Origin of the sequence: Citrobacter sp. wls613 (genome assembly GCF_005281195.1) — a bacterium.
Lineage (GTDB): Bacteria > Pseudomonadota > Gammaproteobacteria > Enterobacterales > Enterobacteriaceae > Citrobacter > Citrobacter gillenii.
Genome location: NZ_SZXN01000041.1, coordinates 160539 through 179505 on the forward strand (window position 1 = coordinate 160539; position 18967 = coordinate 179505).

Consider the following 18967-nt stretch of genomic DNA (forward strand, 5'->3'; position numbering starts at 1 on the left):
GTCATGACAATGCCAACCCATCAGTGCCCGTGGCGGATGCAGGTTCATCACATCCATCAGGAAACGCCGGATGTATGGACGATTTCGTTGCTGTGCCACGATTATTATCCTTATCGTGCCGGGCAGTATGCACTGGTCAGCGTACGTAACTCAGCGGAGACGCTACGTGCCTACACCATCTCTTCAACGCCAGGCGTTAGCGAGTACATCACGCTGACCGTCCGCCGCATTGACGACGGTGCGGGTTCACAGTGGCTAACCCGTGACGTGAAGCGCGGCGACTATATCTGGCTGTCTGATGCCATGGGTGAGTTTACCTGTGAAGATAAAGCAGAAGACAAGTTCCTGATGCTGGCGGCCGGCTGTGGCGTGACGCCTATCATGTCGATGCGTCGCTGGTTGGCGAAGTACCGTCCGCAGGCCGATGTGCAGGTAATCTTTAACGTTCGTTCGCCGGAAGATGTCATTTTTGCCGACGAATGGCGCGAGTATCCGGTGACGCTGGTCGCTGAAAACAATGCCACCCATGGCTTTGTTTCTGGCCGACTGACCACCGACCTGCTGAAAAGCGTTCCGGACTTAACTTCACGTACCGTGATGACTTGCGGCCCTGCTCCGTACATGGATCTGGTCGAAAAAGAAGTGAAAGCGCTCGGCGTAACGCGTTTCTTTAAAGAACAGTTCTTCACGCCGGTAGCGGAAGCCGCCACCAGTGGTCTGAAGTTCACCAAGCTACAACCGGCAAAAGAATTTTATGCGCCGGTAGGCAGCACGCTACTGGAAGCACTGGAAAGCAATAAAGTGCCGGTTGTCGCCGCATGCCGTGCAGGCGTGTGCGGCTGCTGCAAAACCAAAGTGGTTGATGGTAACTACACGGTTTCCAGCACCATGACGCTAACCGATGCGGAAGTCGCCGAAGGCTACGTACTGGCCTGCTCCTGCCACCCGCAGGGTGATTTAGTGCTGGCGTAGTTGCTGAGCATCTGAGATTAAAAGGCTGCCTGGTTATGCTGGGCGGCCTTTTTTTTGCTTGTGAGGCACGTATGGTGATTTGCAGGTTGTGTATGTTGAGGTGATTGTCTGCCATGTGCCAAAAGCGGTCGCTTGAGAGACATCCAACCCCATGTCCTGTACACTATTGTTCATAATTTGAATGATCTATGGGTATCAGTTTATGATTAGCAAAAAAGAGATGATGGAGCATTATGTCATCGACCCTCAGGACAGCTACTTTGTTAATGGTGTACCGCCGATTGAGAATATTACGGTCGTTGTTTATGATCCCTCGTGGCCGGAAATATATTCAGCATTGGAATCTAAAATTAAGAATAAATTAGGTTCGAATCTACTAAAAATTGATCATGTGGGTTCCACGGCAGTACCTGGTCTGGCCGCTAAACCCGTTATTGATATTGACGTGACGGTTGCCGATGCTGCGGATGAAGGAATATATTTATTAGCACTTGAAAACCTTGGATACGAACTCATTGTTCGTGAACCCCGCTTTCATGGCCATCGACTTTTTCATTATGAAAATCCTAGAGTTAACCTACATATTTTTACTCGGGACACCCCTGAAACAGCTCGGCATTTGCTTTTTCGAGATTGGCTTAGACAGTCAGAAAAAGACTGTAAACTGTACGCTGATGCCAAATTTGAGGCAGTTAAAGGTTGCAGCTTTGACATTCAAAAATATCATGAAAATAAAAGTAAAGTGGTACACGATATCTATCAGAGAATTTTTAAACATTTAGGCTATATTTGATGTGCTATATATTGGAAAGGATAAAATCCACACGCTCCTCTACTGAAGCGCATGGTAATTCAATCAACTGATAGTCATACCTACGATAGGTTTTCACCATTGCGTGATATGTCGCGATGGCAACATCGAAAGATTGTTTACGCTCTGTGTCCTGTACATATATGTCACGCCAGGGTGGTGCAATAAATACGATTCGGTTATAGCGAAATTTCTCGATGGCGTTCTCCAGATGCCTCGGTATGGTAAGCTCAGAAAGACGTAAATAACCCGCAATATCAGGAACACCACGATCAAAGAAGCAGGGTTGTGTTTGCCCCTCCGCTTCATGCCACGAACGCATTTCCCAGGATAGCATCAGCTCTGCAAATGCAGTCTGGTTGGCCCACGGTAATGCATCGCCGCCGATGTTAACCTGGTCTTGTATCACACCTCTTCCAGCTTCTTTAGAACACCAAAATCCTCGTTTTATAATCGTATCAATTATCGTACTTTTGCCTGACCCTGGGCCACCTGTAAGAATGAAACGATGTTGTAAAACTGATGGCATTGACTTCTCCTGAATATTTATTGATGCGATGAAGCTGCAATATACCTGTGATGGTTTGAATAACTACATCTTATCCTGAATAACTAAAAAGTGTAATTCTCAGGGTGCGAATGACTATACTTCGCTCACAGCGGACCTTCAGCTCAGTCAGCAATGTCCGCTACGTGCCAGGAGCGGATATTAAAGAAGAGGATCTTTGCTTAAACGCAGCGGGGTTTCTCCAATCTAATATCAGATTCACTAATATTTTCTTTTTTAACCCAACCCAGTCGCATGTAAAATTTTGCCGCACGACTGTTTTTGTCGGTTTCAAGCCAGACTGCCTTATGGTGTTTGAATAATTCCTGCTCTGCGAGGTCAACAAGGCTGCGACCTACACCTCTGCCTTCATATTCAGGGAGAACAAAGACCGCAAAAAGACATCCTTCATCTGGCAAAATCATCGAGAAACCAATCACTTTTCCGTCATCTACGGCAACCCATGCGCAATGACTTTTCTCAATCATATCGGTGACAACGCTCTCGGTAATTCCCATCTGCTCCATTTCTTCTCGACTGAGATGATTTTCTTTAACCGAAGTTCTGACTTCAAAAATACCCTCTATATCAGTGGATAGAGCTAATCTTGTCCTTATATTCATTTGTCTTATTCCATGCTTGAGACAGTCCACAACATCAACACCGCCGTCTAAAAAATCCAGCCTATCGCTGGGTTCAGATTGCTGACAAAAGTATCTTCGGGTAGCCCGGCCGAACGAAGTGACGCCGGGAACGTCCCCGGAGTCGGTACTTATGCGCCTCGTCCGGGCTACTCGGGGATGCCCCCTGATACCGCCCCTTCCTTTACCCCACTGCTTTCACCACCAACTCCAGTATCAAACCCGCCTCCCGCGACCCCTTGCCGCTCAACTTCAGCGCAGGCGTGCTGGTACGCGGTTAGGTACATAACCTATGGCGTAAAGGCTTTTATTTTTAACAGGTTACTGAGAAATTGGTGAGTCTGTGTGGGGATCGTAGCCGCAAAAAGGTGAGCATAAACATTTCACCCCTCAATATTTCAACCACAATTAACATTCACAAACTAATCAATATCCCCGACCATCGTCGAGCTTTTCAAAAAAGGATCCCCATGAAAAAAGTGGCCATCGTCGGCGTCGGCCCCACTGGAATCTATACCTTCCATGCCCTGGTTGAACGCGGTGAACCGATGACCGTGCAACTCTACGAGCAAGCGGAAGAAGCGGGTGTGGGCATGCCTTACAACAACGACAATAACGCGGACCATATGCTGGCGAATATTGCCAGTATTGAAATCCCGCCGATTTACATCACCTATCTGACGTGGCTACAAAACCAAAGCGATGACTACCTGACACAATTTGGTATAGAACGCACGTCATTGCATGAACGGCAATTTTTACCCCGCGTGATCCTTGGCGACTATTTTCGCGATCGCTTTTTAGCCATTGTCGATAAAGCCCGTGAGTCCGGTTTTGAGGTTTGTGTTCATGAGTCCAGCGAAGTCACCGATCTGCGCGCAAACCCGCAGGGTGTTACGTTGTGGGTAAACCACGCACCACAACCTGTCGAGGTGGATTTTGCAGTTATCGCCACCGGCCATCTGTGGCCTGAGGGAGACGACACACCACGTGAGTTTTTCCCCAGCCCGTGGACCGGCCTGATGGACGCACAAATTAACGCCTGCAGAGTGGGCATTCTGGGTACGTCGTTAAGCGCTATCGATGCGGCAGTAGCCGTGGTCAGTCAACATGGCGCCTTCACCACCGATGCTGATAACACCCTCCATTTTACGCGCAAACCCGGTAGTCAAAGCCTGAAGTTGACTCTGATGTCACGCAGCGGTGTGCTGCCGGAGGCCGATTTTTACTGCCCTCTCCCTTATGAACCGCTGAACATCGCCACCGGTCAGGCGATTGAACACGTCATTGAACAGGGTCAACGCGGATTACTGGATCGCCTCTTCTCGCTTATCGTCAAACAACTGCAAGACGCGGCACCGCAGTGGAGCCAGCAGATAGCGCTTGAGACGCTGACGGCAGATACGTTTTCTGACATCTATTTTGCTGACCGAATTCAGCACAATGCTTTTGATTGGGCGAAACGCAACCTGCAGGAAGTCGAACGCAACAAGCAGGAGCAACGCACCGTCACGTGGCGCTATACCCTGCTGCGGCTGCATGAGGTCATCGAACAGGTCGTGCCTCATCTTGACGATGGCGACAGAGAACGCTTCAAGCACGGTCTGGCACGCGTGTTTATCGATAACTATGCGGCGATCCCTTCGGAATCCATTCGCCGCCTGCTGGCGCTGCATGAGGCCGGGTTAATTGAAATCCTCGCGCTGGGCTCAGATTATCAACGCCAAAATGAGCAAGGTATGACGGTTATTTACCACAACAATCAGCGTAGCGAATTTGATGTGTTTATTGATGCCCGAGGGCAAAAAGCGTTGAAGAGCAAAGATATCCCGTTCCCCACGTTGCGCCATCAACTCCTCGCCTGTGGTGACGAGATCCCGGATATCAGCGAAAATTATACGCTGCGTGCGCCAAAGGATGCCTGTGGTCACATCGCCTTTGGCGGGCTGCCATGGCTAATGCACGACCGCCCTTTTATTCAGGGTCTGGTCGTCAGCGCTGAAATCGGCGCAGCGATGGCAAACGCCCTGACACAAGGCACGGTGGGACGTCGGCGAAAACGCTGGGACCGTAACGAGGAAGACTAACGACCTGATAGAATCAGGAGGCGAGCAGCAATGTAACTACGTTGTCGCCTCCGCATTTGTCGTCCGATGGCAAACTAGCGCCAGGCCGACTGACCGCCCAATGCGTATTTTCCGGCACCCAAAAATGCCACCGCCAGTGCGCCAATAAAGAAATACACCAGACTTTCAATAGCCCATGCGCCGGTTTTATCCAGCGACCAGGTTTCGCCCATTCCGACCATCAGCCACGCGACAACCATAGTGAATGCCAACCCTAACGCAGCCGGACGCGTCAGAATGCCGAGAATAATCAGGCACGGTGCCAGCACCTCGCCAAGCAAAACGCCGTAGGCAATGAAACCCGGAAAACCTTTCGCTATTAGCATGCCGCTAATGCCATCAATTCCGGCAAACAGTTTATGCAGACCGTGAAACAGCATCAGTCCCCCCACCGCCAGGCGTAACAAAAACTTGCCAAAGTCCTCATGCGTCAGCATGCGATTTACTGCATTTAATAAGTTCGTAACCATTTGAATTCGTTCCTTGTTTTCCATGTCCACAGTCAAGCTACGCGTTATCTTCGTCAAATGTAAGCTGCCGAAAATAAGGGGTAATGAGAAGCATAACTATTATCTTCATCTAAACTTGTAACCGGTATCACATTAAAGGAGATGGAAAACCATGAAACAAACGGTTGCCGCTTTTATTGCTAAAACGCTTGAACAGGCTGGTGTGAAACGTATTTGGGGCGTAACGGGTGATTCACTGAATGGTCTTAGTGACAGTCTCAATCGCATGGGAACGATCGACTGGATGCCAACCCGGCATGAAGAAGTTGCCGCCTTCGCCGCAGGCGCGGAAGCGCAACTGACCGGTGAACTGGCGGTGTGTGCCGGTTCATGTGGACCGGGAAACTTGCACCTGATTAACGGCCTGTTTGATTGCCACCGCAACCATGTCCCAGTGCTGGCGATTGCCGCACATATCCCCTCCAGTGAAATTGGCAGCGGCTATTTTCAGGAGACCCACCCGCAAGAGTTGTTCCGCGAATGTAGCCACTATTGCGAGCTGGTTTCCAGCCCTGAACAGATCCCACAGGTGCTGGCGATTGCCATGCGCAAAGCGGTGTTAAACCGCGGTGTGTCAGTCGTCGTGCTCCCGGGCGATGTTGCGCTGAAAGCCGCGCCGGAAAGTGCCAGCACGCACTGGTATCATGCGCCGTTACCGGTGGTTACCCCGGCGGAAGAAGAGATGAGAAAACTGGCGCAACTGCTGCGCTATTCCAGCAACATTGCGCTGATGTGCGGCAGTGGTTGCGCGGGTGCGCACAAAGAGCTGGTGGAGTTTGCCGCAAAAATCAAAGCGCCGATTGTCCACGCCCTGCGCGGCAAAGAGCACGTCGAATATGACAACCCCTACGATGTGGGTATGACCGGACTGATCGGTTTTTCATCCGGTTTTCATACCATGATGAATGCCGACACGCTGCTTTTACTGGGCACCCAGTTCCCCTACCGCCCCTTCTACCCCACCGACGCCAAAATTATTCAGATTGATATCAATCCGGCAAGCATTGGTGCGCACAGCAAGGTGGATATGGCGCTCGTTGGAGATATCAAAGCCACGCTGAGTGCCCTGCTGCCGCTCGTAGAAGAAAAAACCGACCGCAAATTCCTCGATAAAGCCCTGAGTGATTATCGCGATGCGCGCAAAGGACTGGATGATTTAGCCAAACCCAGCGAAAAAGCCATTCACCCGCAGTATCTGGCGCAGCAAATCAGCCACTTCGCCGCTGATGACGCCATCTTTACCTGCGATGTCGGCACCCCCACGGTGTGGGCCGCGCGCTATCTGAAAATGAACGGCAAGCGCCGCCTGCTCGGGTCGTTTAATCACGGGTTGATGGCGAACGCCATGCCGCAGGCGCTGGGTGCACAGGCAACGGAACCCGGACGCCAGGTGGTCGCCATGTGCGGCGACGGCGGCTTCAGCATGCTGATGGGCGATTTTCTTTCGGTGGTGCAGATGAAGCTGCCGGTGAAAATCATCGTGTTCAATAACAGCGTGCTGGGCTTTGTCGCAATGGAGATGAAGGCCGGTGGGTATCTGACCGACGGAACGGAACTGCACGACACCAACTTTGCCCGCATTGCCGAAGCCTGCGGGATCACCGGTATCCGCGTGGAAAAATCGTCGGACGTCGATGAGGCGCTGCAAAGAGCGCTGTCGATTGATGGCCCGGTGCTGGTCGACGTGGTGGTCGCGAAAGAAGAACTCGCCATACCGCCGCAAATCAAACTCGAACAAGCGAAGGGTTTCAGCCTGTATATGCTGCGCGCTATCATCAGCGGACGCGGTGATGAAGTGATCGAACTGGCGAAAACCAACTGGCTAAGGTAAAACAGTGGGCATTACCTCACTTAAAAAGGAATGCCCGTGATCGACCTACGTAGTGATACTGTCACCCGCCCGAGTCGCGCCATGCTGGAAGAGATGATGGCGGCCCCGGTCGGGGACGACGTCTACGGCGACGACCCTACCGTCAATGCCCTTCAGCAGTATGCCGCTGAACTTTCTGGTAAAGAAGCGGCTATTTTCTTACCGACCGGCACCCAGGCAAATCTGGTGGCGCTGCTCAGCCACTGTCAGCGCGGCGAGGAGTACATCGCAGGCCAGGGCGCGCATAACTATTTATACGAAGCCGGTGGTGCCGCGGTGCTCGGCAGCATTCAGCCACAGCCTATCGACGCCGCGCAGGATGGCACGCTGCCGCTGGACAAAGTCGCCGCTAAAATCAAAGCCGATGATATTCATTTTGCCCGTACCCGCCTGCTCAGTCTGGAAAACACCCATAACGGTAAAGTGCTGCCGCGTGAGTATTTGAAGGAGGCCTGGGAATTCACCCGCGAACGAAATCTGGCGCTGCACGTTGACGGCGCGCGTATTTTTAACGCCATCGTCGCCTACGGTTGTGAGCTTAAGGACGTCACCCAATATTGTGACTCGTTCACCATTTGCCTCTCCAAAGGGCTGGGGACGCCGGTCGGGTCACTGCTGGTCGGCAGCCATGATTACATCAAACGTGCGATTCGCTGGCGCAAGATGACCGGCGGCGGTATGCGCCAGGCCGGTATTCTGGCGGCTGCCGGGCTGTATGCGCTCAAAAATAACGTGGCGCGTTTGCAAATTGATCACGACAACGCTGCCTGGATGGCAGAACAATTGCGTGAAGCGGGTGCCGACGTTATGCGTCACGACACCAATATGCTGTTTGTCCGCGTGGGTGAAGAACACGCTGCTGCGCTGGGCGAGTACATGAAATCTAAAGACGTGCTGATTAACGCCTCGCCGATTGTGCGTCTGGTGATGCATCTGGACGTTTCGCGTGAACAGCTTGCTGAAGTCGCCGCTCACTGGCGTGCTTTTTTAAACCGCTAAGGAGACCGGCGTGCCGCAACGGATTTTGGTACTTGGCGCCAGTGGTTACATTGGTCAACATCTGGTAAAAGCGCTCAGCCAGCAAGGGCATCAGGTGCTGGCGGCGGCACGTCGCATCGAGCGACTGGACAAACAGCAACTGCCCGGCGTCAGTTGTCATAAGGTTGATTTAAACGAACCAGATACCCTGACGCCGCTGCTAGCCGACGTTGATACGGTCTATTACCTGGTGCACGGGATGGGTGAAGGCGGTGATTTTATCGCCCACGAGCGTCAGGTGGCGCAGAATGTCCGCGACGCCCTGCGCCATACGCCCGTCAACCAGCTGATTTTCCTGAGCTCCTTACAGGCCCCCAAACATGAACAGTCCGATCACCTGCGCGCACGGCAGATAACGGCTGACACGTTGCGCGAATCCGGCGTCCCGGTTACGGAGTTACGGGCGGGTATTATCGTCGGCGCGGGCTCTGCGGCCTTTGAGGTGATGCGTGATATGGTCTACAACCTGCCGGTACTCACCCCACCGCGCTGGGTACGATCGCGTACCACACCGATTGCGCTGGAGAACTTGCTGTACTATTTAGTTGCGCTGCTGGCGCACCCGGCAAACGGCCACCGCGTACTCGAAGCGGCGGGGCCGCAGGTATTAAGCTATCAAGAGCAGTTCGAACATTTTATGGCGGTCAGCGGCAAGCATCGCCTGCTTATCCCTATCCCTTTCCCGACCCGCTGGATTTCAGTGTGGTTTTTAAATGTGATCACCTCGGTTCCACCGACGACCGCCCAGGCGCTGATACAGGGCCTGAAACACGATCTGCTGGCCGATGACACCGAACTGAGGGCATTGATCCCCCAAAAGCTCATCGCCTTTGACGATGCGGTACGCAGCACGCTGAAGGAAGAAGAGAAACTGGTCGACTCCAGCGAGTGGGGATACGACGCGCAGGCCTTTGCCCGCTGGCGACCGGAATACGGCTATTTCGCCAAACAGGCCGGGTTTAGTGTCGAGACATCCGCCAGCCTGAAGGCGCTGTGGCAAGTGGTGAATCGCCTCGGCGGCAAAGAGGGCTATTTCTTTGGCAATATTCTGTGGAAGACGCGCGCAGCCATGGATCTGCTGGTGGGGCATAAACTGGCAAAAGGTCGGCCGGAGCGTCCGCTTTTACAGGTCGGCGATACCGTGGATAGCTGGAAGGTCATTATCGTCGAACCGGAAAAGCAGCTAACACTGTTATTTGGTATGAAGGCGCCAGGACTCGGTCGTCTGAGTTTTACCCTGGAAGATAAAGGCGATCGCCGTCGCATTGACGTCCGCGCCTGGTGGCACCCGCACGGTATGCCCGGTCTGTTCTACTGGCTGCTGATGATCCCGGCTCACCTGTTTATTTTCAGGGGGATGGCAAAGCGTATCGCCAAACTTGCAGAACAAATCACAGACTAAAGACAAAAAGAGGCTGTATTCTTTCATGTTTCCCATTGCATACAGGCGTAATTCACGGAAGAATGCGCACGAAGTTCTATTAAACACAGCGGATTGATATGAAGGTACTGGTTACCGGAGCCACCAGCGGCTTAGGCCGAAACGCGGTTGAGTTTTTACGCAAGAAAGGCATCAGCGTCAGAGCTACCGGTCGCAACGAAGCGATGGGTAAGTTGCTGGAGAAAATGGGCGCAGAATTTGTGCATGCGGATTTGACCGAGCTGGTCTCTTCGCAAGCAAAAGTGATGCTCGCAGGCATCGACACGCTATGGCACTGTTCCAGTTTTACCTCGCCGTGGGGAACACAGGAAGCCTTTGACCTGGCTAACGTCCGCGCCACCCGCCGTCTGGGCGAGTGGTCGGTTGCCTGGGGCGTGCGTAACTTTATTCATATCTCCTCCCCGTCGCTCTATTTTGATTATCACCACCATCGCGATATCAAAGAGGACTTTCGCCCACACCGCTTCGCCAACGAATTCGCCCGCAGTAAAGCAGCCGGCGAAGACGTGATTGCGCTGTTAGCCCAGGCCAATCCGCAAACTCGCTTTACGGTACTACGTCCGCAGAGCCTGTTTGGCCCGCATGATAAAGTTTTTATCCCCCGCCTGGCGCACATGATGCATCACTATGGCAGCGTCCTGCTCCCACACGGCGGCAGCGCACTGGTGGATATGACCTACTATGAAAATGCGATTCACGCGATGTGGCTGGCAAGTCAGGAAGCCTGTGACAATCTGCCATCAGGTCGCGTGTATAACATTACCAACGGTGAGCATCGCACGCTGCGCAGCATCGTGCAGAAGCTGATTGACGAACTGAATATTGATTGCCGCATCCGCTCCGTGCCTTATCCAATGCTGGACATGATTGCCCGCAGCATGGAGCGTCTGGGGAATAAATCGGCAAAAGAACCCAAGCTCACACACTACGGTGTCTCAAAGCTCAATTTTGACTTTACGCTGGACACCACCCGCGCCCAGGAAGAGCTGGGTTATCAGCCTGTCGTGACGCTGGATGAAGGGATTGAGCGTACCGCGGCCTGGCTGCGCGACCACGGTAAGCTGCCGCGTTAACCTTGCCCGTATTTCTCCAGTAGCGCTTCGGCAATGGCCTGAGTTTCGGCATCCGCCACGCCGTTCCACAACGCCGGGCGGAAGTGCATCTGGAACGCCATAATCACCCGCTGCTGTTCACGCGGCGTCAAGTCCGGTTTCACCTCGTAGCCGTAGCGCGACAGCAAATCAAGTAACGATGCGGTGTCCACCGGCGTATGGGGTGCGCGTCCGCCAAGATAAAACGCGACGCGCTGAGCATCCGGCCAGGCGCCAATACCCTGCGCCGCCAGTTCACGCCACGGAAACAGCGGGCCGGGATCTTCTTTACGCTGCGGAGCGATATCCGCATGCGCCACCACGTTCTGCGCCTTGATGTCGTAGCGAGCAATAATGTCCTTTGCCAGCGGGATCAACGCCTGGATCTGCGTCGCTTCAAATGGCGCAAAATATTTCACGCCCGCTGATTTTTGCCAGCCACGGTTTTCCAGTTCAATCCCAATCGACGTGTCGTTAATCCGCGTAGCGCCTCGCCAGAAGCTGATCCCTGCATGCCAGGCCAGATCCTTTTCCGGGACCAGCTGCCAGATCCGCGGCTTGCCGCCGTGCAGCGGTGGTACTGCCGGGATCAGATAGTGCGAGCTGACGTTTTTATCCGTCAGCGTGGCCAGCGATGAGTCAAAATCATCAGCCGTGTAGTGAATTACCAGCACTTTAATGCGTGGATATGCCGCCTGCGCCTGGCGTCGGGTATCCAGTTGATACCCGTTTTTGTCGACAATCCCTGGCTCGCGGGCACAGCCCGTCAGCAACACAGCAAATGCCAGCAGCCATAACAGACGCTTCATCGGCGAGTTTTCACCGCAGTACCGCTGACGCTCACCATCAGCATGCTGCCATCTTTACCCACAGTTTCGTAATCAATATCAATACCAACGACCGCATCTGCTCCCAACGCTTTCGCCTGTTCGCCGAGTTCCTGAAAGGCAATTTCACGCGCTTTGCGCAGCTCTTTTTCGTATGAGCCAGAGCGACCGCCAACAATGTCCCGGATCCCGGCAAAAAAATCGCGGAAGATATTCGCGCCTAAAATCGCTTCACCGGTTACCACACCGCAGTATTCCACGATGCTTTGCCCTTCCAGAGTAGGGGTGGTCGAAAACTGCATGGTATGTCTCCTTATTACGCTAACAACGCTGCCTTAAAGCATTATCGAACCAATACCCTATCATTGAAAGGTTCCGATTATTTAATTTTCAACATGATCGAAATGATGCAATAAAAATATTATTTCTCAGCACATTCGGACACGCGAACGGAATCAATGAGTGTAGAAAAACTTTTTAATGAGCACATTCCCTGCGTATTTTTCTCATCGCAGGCCGCTAAGGGCAGCACAATTTTTCCGGGAGGCGATTGCAACGACAAAGGTTGCATATCACGCATTTCCTGCAATGTCTGATACATAAAAGAAACCTGCACCCAATCAGAATGATCGCTAACCCGTTTCCACCTTTCGAAAACAAACTCTCCACCCGGCGGCGTATTATCTGGCTGACCGGGCAGAGACACGTTAAGGCCTAATGCCCCGCTGATATTGGCAAGATTGGTGTCATGCCCCGCAATAAACAACAAAGAGACGGGCAACTGAATTGCGTATTTATTTTCTGTTGCCCCCTGTGTTACGAGCGCTGTACGTATCAAATCAAGTAACGGTGTGGCCCTGCTACGGGCAACCTCCGGGGTTTTCTGCAGAAGGTCAAACTGCGCATTGTGCAGACTTAATAATGTACGCCATTCTTTATCGCCATGAATACGCCCCCAGGCCACCTGCGACATCCCTTGTGCTTGTTGCAGCAGGAAGATTTCCGTCAGGGTTGAAGCCAGTCCCCATGAGCCTGACAACGATACATTTTCAGGAGAGACCTTGAGTTCAGCAGGTAAGACGTCGGTTAGCGTACATTGAGCAGGCTGCCCGGCTATTTGACACTTTTCTGACTGGGAGAAATTTAACACCCGCTCCAGGGCTTGAAATGCGGGTTGGTAGTGGCGCGTGTACTCATCAAGACTTCCGCCAGCCCGGGTCAGGATGGCCTCTTTCACCTGCGATGTGTTCAGCGAACACTGCCCCGCCTTGATGGGATTAAAAAGGGGATCAGATTTTGACTTATCTTGTTGATAATGAACCTGTACTTTACATTCCGGGGCCAGTCCTGCCAGGAATGCTTCACCCGTTTTACGGGTACGTTGATCGCTATCGGCAATGACCGCGACCTGCCCTGCCGTTGGACACGTTTTATTATCCAGCAGACCTTTGTCCGCCAGGCGTAAACGTTGATACCGTCCTAATTCAGTAATGAGTGCCCCGCCGCGAGGAGTCAACCACCCCAGAGGAACGTCCCATTGCGGCCAGCGGTCGGGAGTGACTTGCTGCATAAGCGGCGTGAACTTTGTCGGTGCCCTGACGCCATGACGACTGACGATGACAACACGCTCAAGCTGCATTCCGCTCTGTTCATCGGCGCGTAATGAAACAGGGGCCAATATAATCGTTAAGAACAATAAACGAATGATCAGTGTACTCATTACCAGCACCACCTCGTCGTTAATGAATAATCAGAAGCCCGCACACGACAGGACGAACGTCTTATCTTGTCGACAGCAAAATCATCCTACGCCTGTGATAATAAATATCCACCAGGATGAAATACTGGGTTATCGCGTACGGCTGAAATTCACACACTTTTGCCACCGCCTCGTTCACACACGGAAGAGATCACACTTATAATTTCATTTTGAAATTATAAAAATAAAAAGCACCGCCTCAGCTGGACGGCGATGCTTTAACGCATACTGGATGGTATTTGAAAATTAGATCAACTTAATTTTAATGTCATAACTTTCAAGCCCGGTCATTTTCTCACGAGCGATAAACTGAATATCGGAAACTTCTTTCCCGGTCTTTTTCTTCAGCTCAACAATTTTCTTTGTGATGAACTCAGATATATCCGCTTCAGTTTTATTTTTTAATTTCTCGACGTCCATTATGCACCTCTTCTGGTCTGTAACGGCATCAACGCGCCAGTAGATAGTATTATCTGTATAACCATGGATATCTATAAACTATACGATAAAAAGATTCAATAACCCAGGCGCAACTGGTCATTACACACCCAGAAATTGTTTGCATATTAAACGATAAGAGAGGGGCTGAAGGCAGGTTCGCAGTAAACGATGTTCTGGCATCACGACAACAACGTCAAGATGACGATCTCACGATAAACAGGTAGGGTCATCTGTTAAGTCATTAAAAAAGGCCCCTTGAAGGGGCCTAAAAAATTATTTTCTGAAATCCAGCGGAGTCTGGCCGGACTGAATGTACATTGCAACATTATCAAATGTAATCATTTTAGATTTGCAAAAAATACATTTCGCGCCAAACGGATTTCCCTCAGTCACATCGAAGCTCGATGTTCTGTACTGCGAACCATGGCAACATGGGCAGCGAAAGTGAATATGATTAGTAATAATAGTTACCTTAGAGCGCCACAACATTAACAGCGGATGGGCCTTTAGGTCCCTGCTCCACGCTAAACTCGACTTCCTGATTTTCATTCAGCGTTTTAAAGTCGTTACTTTGGATAGCAGAAAAATGCACAAACACATCTTTGCTACCATCTTTGGGCGTGATGAATCCAAAACCTTTCTCAGGATTAAACCACTTAACTAAACCCGTCATTTTATTAGACATATATTTTATTCCTTAATTTGAGCCCTTCGGCATATTTGGTTTTATTACAGAATCGACTTAGTGCTTAGCGGAGTGACTCAAAGAAGGGATAAATGGATAAACCTGAAAATGAGAACTGCGGAAGTAAACTACTTTGTAAATCGTCTATTATTCAAACCGACTCAACTATTAACGCATGAGCCCAGGAATTAATCAACCCTTATTTTAGCCATCCGGATACCCTGATAGCCTAAGGACTGCTCCGTCATTGTGCACTTATACATACCGTCGCAGTCCGGCTTCCACATTTTGTTGCCTCGTAAATAAGCATGCAGATACGTGGATGGTCTATACACTATAGGGAGCATCCTTGGCGACAACATCATGCCGCAGTTTGATATACTGAACCGAGGTAAGTAGTCAATAGCCACAGATGTACCAGTCGGTGAAATTTGCGAAGTTATGCAAGTAAAAACAAAGTGTTAATCGATTACACAGTCATTGAAAGGATAGAATTTTTCATCGTAGAATACTATTAGTAGAAAGCTAATAAGGAAATCATTATGCGCTACTCGAAACTCTCTCTGTTGGTCCCCTGTGCACTTCTTCTCAGCGCCTGTACCACCGTAACTCCGGCTTATAAAGACAACGGCCCGCGTAGCGGCGCTTGCGTGGAAGGCGGGCCAGACAGCGTGGCACAACAGTTCTATGATTACCGCATTCAGCATCGCAGCAACGACATCACCGCCCTGCGTCCGTACTTAAGTGACAACCTGGCGAAATTGCTGACCGATGCCAGCCGCGATAACTCGCACCGCGAGCTGCTGACCAGCGACCCCTTCTCCAGCCGCACCACCTTACCGGACAGCGCCAGTGTCGCCAGCGCCTCGACCATTCCGAATAGTGATGCACGTAACATTCCGCTGCGCGTAGAGCTTAAGCAGGGTAATCAAACCTGGCGTGATGAAGTACTGATGATCCGTGAAGGCCAGTGCTGGGTCGTGGATGATGTTCGCTATCTGGGCGGTAGTGTACATGCGCCAGCCGGGACGCTGCGCCAGTCTGTCGAAAACCGTTAATCCCGCCATTCATTCGTTCAAATCATAAACCCCATAAATTGTCTGGCATTCTGCATAGAATGCCGACAATTATTCTTGCCCACTGGTGACCCCGCTATTTTGTGCTATGTTTAGAGAAGAATGCGGTTTGCATTTAACTTTTAACGCATAAATATTGCATAACTATTCTGCCAAAGGTAGTATCTGCGGCTTCAATAGCTATCAGACTGCCAGTATACGAGTGTCAATGAGTATTCAATTAAACGGCATTAACTGCTTCTACGGCGCACATCAGGCGCTGTTCGATATCACGCTGGATTGCCCTCAGGGCGAAACACTGGTGTTACTTGGCCCAAGTGGAGCTGGGAAAAGCTCGCTACTGCGCGTACTCAACCTGCTTGAGATGCCGCGTTCGGGCACGCTCTCTATTGCCGGTAACCGTTTCGACTTCACGAAAACACCTTCTGATAAAGCCATTCGCGAACTGCGTCAGAACGTGGGCATGGTCTTTCAGCAATACAATCTTTGGCCGCATCTTACTGTGCAGCAGAACCTGATCGAAGCGCCCTGCCGCGTGCTGGGTCTGAGCAAGGACCAGGCGCTGGCGCGTGCCGAGAAGCTGCTGGAACGTCTGCGACTGAAGCCCTATAGCGATCGTTACCCACTGCATCTTTCCGGCGGCCAGCAACAGCGTGTGGCCATTGCCCGCGCGTTAATGATGGAGCCACAGGTGCTGCTGTTTGATGAACCGACCGCAGCGCTTGACCCGGAAATTACCGCACAAATAGTCAGCATCATTCGTGAGCTGGCAGAAACCAATATTACTCAGGTGATCGTCACCCACGAAGTGGAAGTCGCCCGTAAAACGGCCAGTCGTGTGGTGTATATGGAAAACGGTCATATCGTCGAGTTTGGGAATGCGAGCTGCTTTGCCAACCCGCAAACCGAAGCGTTTAAAAACTATCTCTCTCACTAAGATTCGGGACAATACAATGAAAAAAGTTCTGATTGCCGCGCTAATCGCAGGTTTTAGCCTTTCCGCTACCGCAGCCCAAACCATTCGCTTCGCTACCGAAGCGTCTTATCCTCCGTTTGAATCCATTGATGCTAATAACAACATCGTGGGTTTTGACGTTGACCTGGCAAATGCGCTGTGTAAAGAGATCGACGCCACCTGTACGTTCACTAACCAGGCTTTCGACAGCCTGATCCCAAGCCTGAAATTCCGCCGTTTTGACGCGGTAATGGCCGGAATGGACATCACGCCGGAGCGTGAAAAGCAGGTGTTGTTCACTACGCCTTACTATGACAACTCCGCGTTGTTTGTTGGTCAACAGGGTAAATACACCAGCATTGACCAGCTGAAAGGCAAGAAAGTGGGCGTACAAAACGGCACCACGCACCAGAAATTCATCATGGATAAACATCCGGAAGTCACCACCGTCCCGTATGACAGCTACCAGAATGCCAAACTCGACCTGCAGAACGGGCGTATTGATGGCGTCTTTGGTGATACCGCTGTCGTGACCGAATGGCTGAAGGACAATCCGAAACTGGCCGCCGTTGGCGATAAAGTCACCGATAAAGATTACTTCGGTACCGGTCTGGGCATCGCCATGCGCCAGGGCAATACCGAGCTGCAGCAGAAATTCAATGCTGCGCTGGAAAAAGTGAAGAAAGATGGGACGTACGAAACCATCTATAACAAATGGTTCCAGAAGTAATATTAGATGAATGAATTTTTTCCTTTAGCAAGCGCCGCCGGGATGACCGTCGGCCTTGCCGTTTGTGCGCTGATCATTGGCCTGGCTCTCGCAATGTTGTTTGCCGTCTGGGAGTCTGCTAAATGGCGTCCAGTGGCATGGACGGGTTCAGCCCTGGTGACGCTCCTGCGCGGACTGCCGGAAATTCTGGTGGTTCTGTTTATCTATTTCGGTTCCTCTCAGCTGCTGCTGACGCTGGCCGATGGGTTTACGATAAATCTTGGCATCGTGCAGATCCCGGTGCAGATGGAGATCGAAAACTTCGACGTCAGTCCGTTCCTGTGCGGCGTCATTGCGCTGTCATTGCTGTATGCGGCCTATGCGTCGCAAACGCTGCGTGGCGCACTGAAAGCCGTCCCGCTCGGGCAATGGGAGTCTGGTCAGGCGCTGGGGTTGTCCAAAACCGCGATCTTCTTTCGTCTGGTGATGCCGCAAATGTGGCGTCATGCCCTGCCGGGACTGGGTAACCAGTGGCTGGTTTTGCTGAAAGATACCGCGCTGGTAAGCCTGATCAGCGTCAACGATCTGATGCTGCAAACCAAAAGCATTGCCACACGTACTCAGGAGCCGTTTACCTGGTACATCGTGGCGGCGGCCATTTATCTGGTGATAACGCTGTTGAGTCAGTACATTCTCAAACGCATTGACCTGCGCGCGACACGTTTTGAACGGAGACCGGGCTGATGCTTGAGTATTTACCAGAACTGATGAAAGGGCTGCATACCAGCCTGACGTTGACGGTTGCCTCCATCGTGGTTGCGCTGGTCATGGCGCTGATTTTCACCGTCATCCTGACGCTGAAAACCCCGGTGCTGGTGTGGCTGGTACGCGCCTACATTACGCTGTTTACCGGTACGCCGTTGTTGGTGCAAATCTTCCTGATCTACTACGGTCCGGGGCAGTTTCCCGCGCTGCAGGAGTATCCGGTCCTCTGGCATCTGCTGTCAGAACCCTGGCTGTGCGCCTTGATTGCGCTGTCGTTAAACAGTGCCGCGTATACTACGCAGCTGTTCTACGGCGCTATTCGCGCAATCCCGGAAGGTCAGTGGCAATCCTGTGGTGCATTGGGGATGAGCAAGAAAGATACGCTGGCCATCTTGCTGCCGTACGCCTTTAAACGCGCCCTCTCCTCGTACTCCAACGAAGTGGTGCTGGTGTTCAAAAGTACCTCCCTGGCCTACACCATCACGCTGATGGAAGTCATGGGTTACAGCCAGCTGTTGTATGGTCGTACCTATGACGTCATGGTCTTCGGCGCGGCGGGCGTGATTTATCTGATTGTTAACGGCCTGCTGACGTTGATGATGCGCTTAATCGAGCGTAAAGCACTGGCGTTTGAACACCGCAATTAAGTCAATAACTGCATAAAGCTGAATAGTAAAGGCGGACATGTCTCTGGACTGTCCGCT

General features: G+C 51.7%; 21 protein-coding genes. 12 read left to right on the forward strand and 9 right to left on the reverse strand.

What is annotated here, in order from left to right; translation table 11 throughout:
• Positions 1-3 precede the first annotated feature (3 nt).
• Together hcr and FDX01_RS07115 are read left to right on the forward strand one after the other, a co-directional pair.
• Positions 4-972, forward strand: coding sequence for an NADH oxidoreductase (gene hcr, locus FDX01_RS07110; RefSeq protein ID WP_137362641.1), 969 nt, complete (start codon positions 4-6; stop codon positions 970-972).
• A 202-nt stretch (positions 973-1174) separates the two neighbouring features.
• Positions 1175-1765, forward strand: coding sequence for a GrpB family protein (locus FDX01_RS07115; protein WP_249360897.1), 591 nt, complete (start codon positions 1175-1177; stop codon positions 1763-1765).
• Positions 1766-1769: 4 nt separating this feature from the next.
• Here FDX01_RS07115 and FDX01_RS07120 read toward each other — a convergent pair whose 3' ends face one another.
• Both FDX01_RS07120 and FDX01_RS07125 read right to left on the reverse strand, forming a co-directional pair.
• A complete protein-coding gene (locus FDX01_RS07120; RefSeq protein ID WP_100037147.1) occupies positions 1770-2312 on the reverse strand; it encodes an AAA family ATPase in 543 nt (180 codons plus the stop codon).
• Between the two features lie 200 nt (positions 2313-2512).
• Positions 2513-2953, reverse strand: a complete 441-nt coding sequence (locus FDX01_RS07125) for a GNAT family N-acetyltransferase (protein ID WP_115258074.1) — start codon at positions 2951-2953, stop codon at positions 2513-2515.
• A 488-nt stretch (positions 2954-3441) separates the two neighbouring features.
• Between FDX01_RS07125 and FDX01_RS07130 the strand changes: the two genes are divergently transcribed.
• On the forward strand, positions 3442-5058 hold the full coding sequence (locus tag FDX01_RS07130) for an FAD-NAD(P)-binding protein (RefSeq protein ID WP_137399518.1): 1617 nt from the start codon (positions 3442-3444) through the stop codon (positions 5056-5058).
• Positions 5059-5132: 74 nt separating this feature from the next.
• Here the strand turns inward: FDX01_RS07130 and FDX01_RS07135 are convergent, their stop codons facing one another.
• Positions 5133-5567 (reverse strand): DoxX family protein, encoded by a 435-nt coding sequence (locus tag FDX01_RS07135; RefSeq protein ID WP_096756550.1) that lies wholly within the window; start codon positions 5565-5567, stop codon positions 5133-5135.
• Positions 5568-5718: 151 nt separating this feature from the next.
• On the opposite strand from FDX01_RS07135, the gene poxB reads away from it, so the two are divergent.
• The 4 genes from poxB to FDX01_RS07155 all read left to right on the forward strand — a co-directional run bounded on the left by poxB (position 5719) and on the right by FDX01_RS07155 (position 11028).
• The gene (gene poxB / locus FDX01_RS07140) at positions 5719-7437 is read left to right on the forward strand and encodes a ubiquinone-dependent pyruvate dehydrogenase (RefSeq protein ID WP_137399519.1); all 1719 of its coding nucleotides are present in this window, start codon (positions 5719-5721) and stop codon (positions 7435-7437) included.
• A 36-nt stretch (positions 7438-7473) separates the two neighbouring features.
• On the forward strand, positions 7474-8475 hold the full coding sequence (ltaE, locus tag FDX01_RS07145; protein WP_137399520.1) for a low-specificity L-threonine aldolase: 1002 nt from the start codon (positions 7474-7476) through the stop codon (positions 8473-8475).
• Positions 8476-8485: 10 nt separating this feature from the next.
• Complete coding sequence (locus FDX01_RS07150) at positions 8486-9916, forward strand: SDR family oxidoreductase (protein WP_117343251.1); 1431 nt, start codon at positions 8486-8488, stop codon at positions 9914-9916.
• 98 nt (positions 9917-10014) lie between these two features.
• Entirely contained in the window at positions 10015-11028 is a 1014-nt protein-coding gene (locus FDX01_RS07155) for an NAD(P)-dependent oxidoreductase (protein ID WP_096756546.1), read from the forward strand.
• On the opposite strand, the gene FDX01_RS07160 is transcribed toward FDX01_RS07155, so the two are convergent.
• The 6 genes from FDX01_RS07160 to cspG form a co-directional block, all read right to left on the reverse strand.
• Positions 11025-11855: an N-acetylmuramoyl-L-alanine amidase gene (locus FDX01_RS07160; protein ID WP_137399521.1), complete on the reverse strand. Its 831-nt coding sequence runs from the start codon at positions 11853-11855 to the stop codon at positions 11025-11027. The two genes, FDX01_RS07155 and FDX01_RS07160, sit on opposite strands and share 4 nt — an antisense overlap.
• Positions 11852-12175, reverse strand: a complete 324-nt coding sequence (locus FDX01_RS07165) for a heavy metal-binding domain-containing protein (RefSeq protein WP_096756544.1) — start codon at positions 12173-12175, stop codon at positions 11852-11854. The genes FDX01_RS07160 and FDX01_RS07165 overlap by 4 nt, the downstream gene beginning before the upstream one ends.
• Before the next feature lie 119 nt (positions 12176-12294).
• A complete protein-coding gene (locus FDX01_RS07170; protein ID WP_137399522.1) occupies positions 12295-13593 on the reverse strand; it encodes an AppA family phytase/histidine-type acid phosphatase in 1299 nt (432 codons plus the stop codon).
• A gap of 285 nt (positions 13594-13878) precedes the next feature.
• A complete protein-coding gene (locus FDX01_RS07175; RefSeq protein ID WP_096756542.1) occupies positions 13879-14052 on the reverse strand; it encodes an addiction module toxin, GnsA/GnsB family in 174 nt (57 codons plus the stop codon).
• Positions 14053-14346: 294 nt separating this feature from the next.
• Positions 14347-14535, reverse strand: coding sequence for a cold-shock protein (locus FDX01_RS07180; RefSeq protein ID WP_115259921.1), 189 nt, complete (start codon positions 14533-14535; stop codon positions 14347-14349).
• A 10-nt stretch (positions 14536-14545) separates the two neighbouring features.
• The gene (gene cspG / locus FDX01_RS07185; protein WP_046479624.1) at positions 14546-14758 is read right to left on the reverse strand and encodes a cold shock protein CspG; all 213 of its coding nucleotides are present in this window, start codon (positions 14756-14758) and stop codon (positions 14546-14548) included.
• A gap of 542 nt (positions 14759-15300) precedes the next feature.
• Here cspG and FDX01_RS07190 point away from each other — a divergent pair.
• The 5 genes from FDX01_RS07190 (at position 15301) to artM (ending at position 18910) form a co-directional block, all read left to right on the forward strand.
• Positions 15301-15816, forward strand: coding sequence for a lipoprotein (locus tag FDX01_RS07190; protein ID WP_115258065.1), 516 nt, complete (start codon positions 15301-15303; stop codon positions 15814-15816).
• Between the two features lie 226 nt (positions 15817-16042).
• Complete coding sequence (gene artP / locus FDX01_RS07195) at positions 16043-16771, forward strand: arginine ABC transporter ATP-binding protein ArtP (RefSeq protein WP_096756540.1); 729 nt, start codon at positions 16043-16045, stop codon at positions 16769-16771.
• 16 nt (positions 16772-16787) lie between these two features.
• A complete protein-coding gene (gene artI, locus FDX01_RS07200; protein WP_096756539.1) occupies positions 16788-17519 on the forward strand; it encodes an arginine ABC transporter substrate-binding protein ArtI in 732 nt (243 codons plus the stop codon).
• 6 nt (positions 17520-17525) lie between these two features.
• The gene (artQ, locus tag FDX01_RS07205; RefSeq protein ID WP_096756538.1) at positions 17526-18242 is read left to right on the forward strand and encodes an arginine ABC transporter permease ArtQ; all 717 of its coding nucleotides are present in this window, start codon (positions 17526-17528) and stop codon (positions 18240-18242) included.
• Positions 18242-18910 carry an arginine ABC transporter permease ArtM gene (gene artM, locus FDX01_RS07210; protein WP_096756537.1) on the forward strand — a complete coding sequence of 223 codons (669 nt, stop codon included), beginning with the start codon at positions 18242-18244 and terminating at the stop codon, positions 18908-18910. Before artQ ends, artM begins: the two co-directional genes overlap by 1 nt.
• Positions 18911-18967 lie beyond the last annotated feature (57 nt).

Excerpts from the sequence above, each read along its gene's own strand:
- hcr (WP_137362641.1), top strand. The coding sequence starts at position 4 with ATGACAATGCCAACCCATCAGTGCCCGTGGCGGATGCAGGTTCATCAC.
- FDX01_RS07115 (WP_249360897.1), top strand. The coding sequence starts at position 1,175 with ATGATTAGCAAAAAAGAGATGATGGAGCATTATGTCATCGACCCTCAG.
- FDX01_RS07120 (WP_100037147.1), bottom strand. The coding sequence starts at position 2,312 with ATGCCATCAGTTTTACAACATCGTTTCATTCTTACAGGTGGCCCAGGG.
- FDX01_RS07125 (WP_115258074.1), bottom strand. The coding sequence starts at position 2,953 with ATGAATATAAGGACAAGATTAGCTCTATCCACTGATATAGAGGGTATT.
- FDX01_RS07130 (WP_137399518.1), top strand. The coding sequence starts at position 3,442 with ATGAAAAAAGTGGCCATCGTCGGCGTCGGCCCCACTGGAATCTATACC.
- FDX01_RS07135 (WP_096756550.1), bottom strand. The coding sequence starts at position 5,567 with ATGGTTACGAACTTATTAAATGCAGTAAATCGCATGCTGACGCATGAG.
- poxB (WP_137399519.1), top strand. The coding sequence starts at position 5,719 with ATGAAACAAACGGTTGCCGCTTTTATTGCTAAAACGCTTGAACAGGCT.
- FDX01_RS07155 (WP_096756546.1), top strand. The coding sequence starts at position 10,015 with ATGAAGGTACTGGTTACCGGAGCCACCAGCGGCTTAGGCCGAAACGCG.
- FDX01_RS07160 (WP_137399521.1), bottom strand. The coding sequence starts at position 11,855 with ATGAAGCGTCTGTTATGGCTGCTGGCATTTGCTGTGTTGCTGACGGGC.
- FDX01_RS07165 (WP_096756544.1), bottom strand. The coding sequence starts at position 12,175 with ATGCAGTTTTCGACCACCCCTACTCTGGAAGGGCAAAGCATCGTGGAA.
- FDX01_RS07170 (WP_137399522.1), bottom strand. The coding sequence starts at position 13,593 with ATGAGTACACTGATCATTCGTTTATTGTTCTTAACGATTATATTGGCC.
- FDX01_RS07175 (WP_096756542.1), bottom strand. The coding sequence starts at position 14,052 with ATGGACGTCGAGAAATTAAAAAATAAAACTGAAGCGGATATATCTGAG.
- cspG (WP_046479624.1), bottom strand. The coding sequence starts at position 14,758 with ATGTCTAATAAAATGACGGGTTTAGTTAAGTGGTTTAATCCTGAGAAA.
- FDX01_RS07190 (WP_115258065.1), top strand. The coding sequence starts at position 15,301 with ATGCGCTACTCGAAACTCTCTCTGTTGGTCCCCTGTGCACTTCTTCTC.
- artP (WP_096756540.1), top strand. The coding sequence starts at position 16,043 with ATGAGTATTCAATTAAACGGCATTAACTGCTTCTACGGCGCACATCAG.
- artI (WP_096756539.1), top strand. The coding sequence starts at position 16,788 with ATGAAAAAAGTTCTGATTGCCGCGCTAATCGCAGGTTTTAGCCTTTCC.
- artQ (WP_096756538.1), top strand. The coding sequence starts at position 17,526 with ATGAATGAATTTTTTCCTTTAGCAAGCGCCGCCGGGATGACCGTCGGC.
- artM (WP_096756537.1), top strand. The coding sequence starts at position 18,242 with ATGCTTGAGTATTTACCAGAACTGATGAAAGGGCTGCATACCAGCCTG.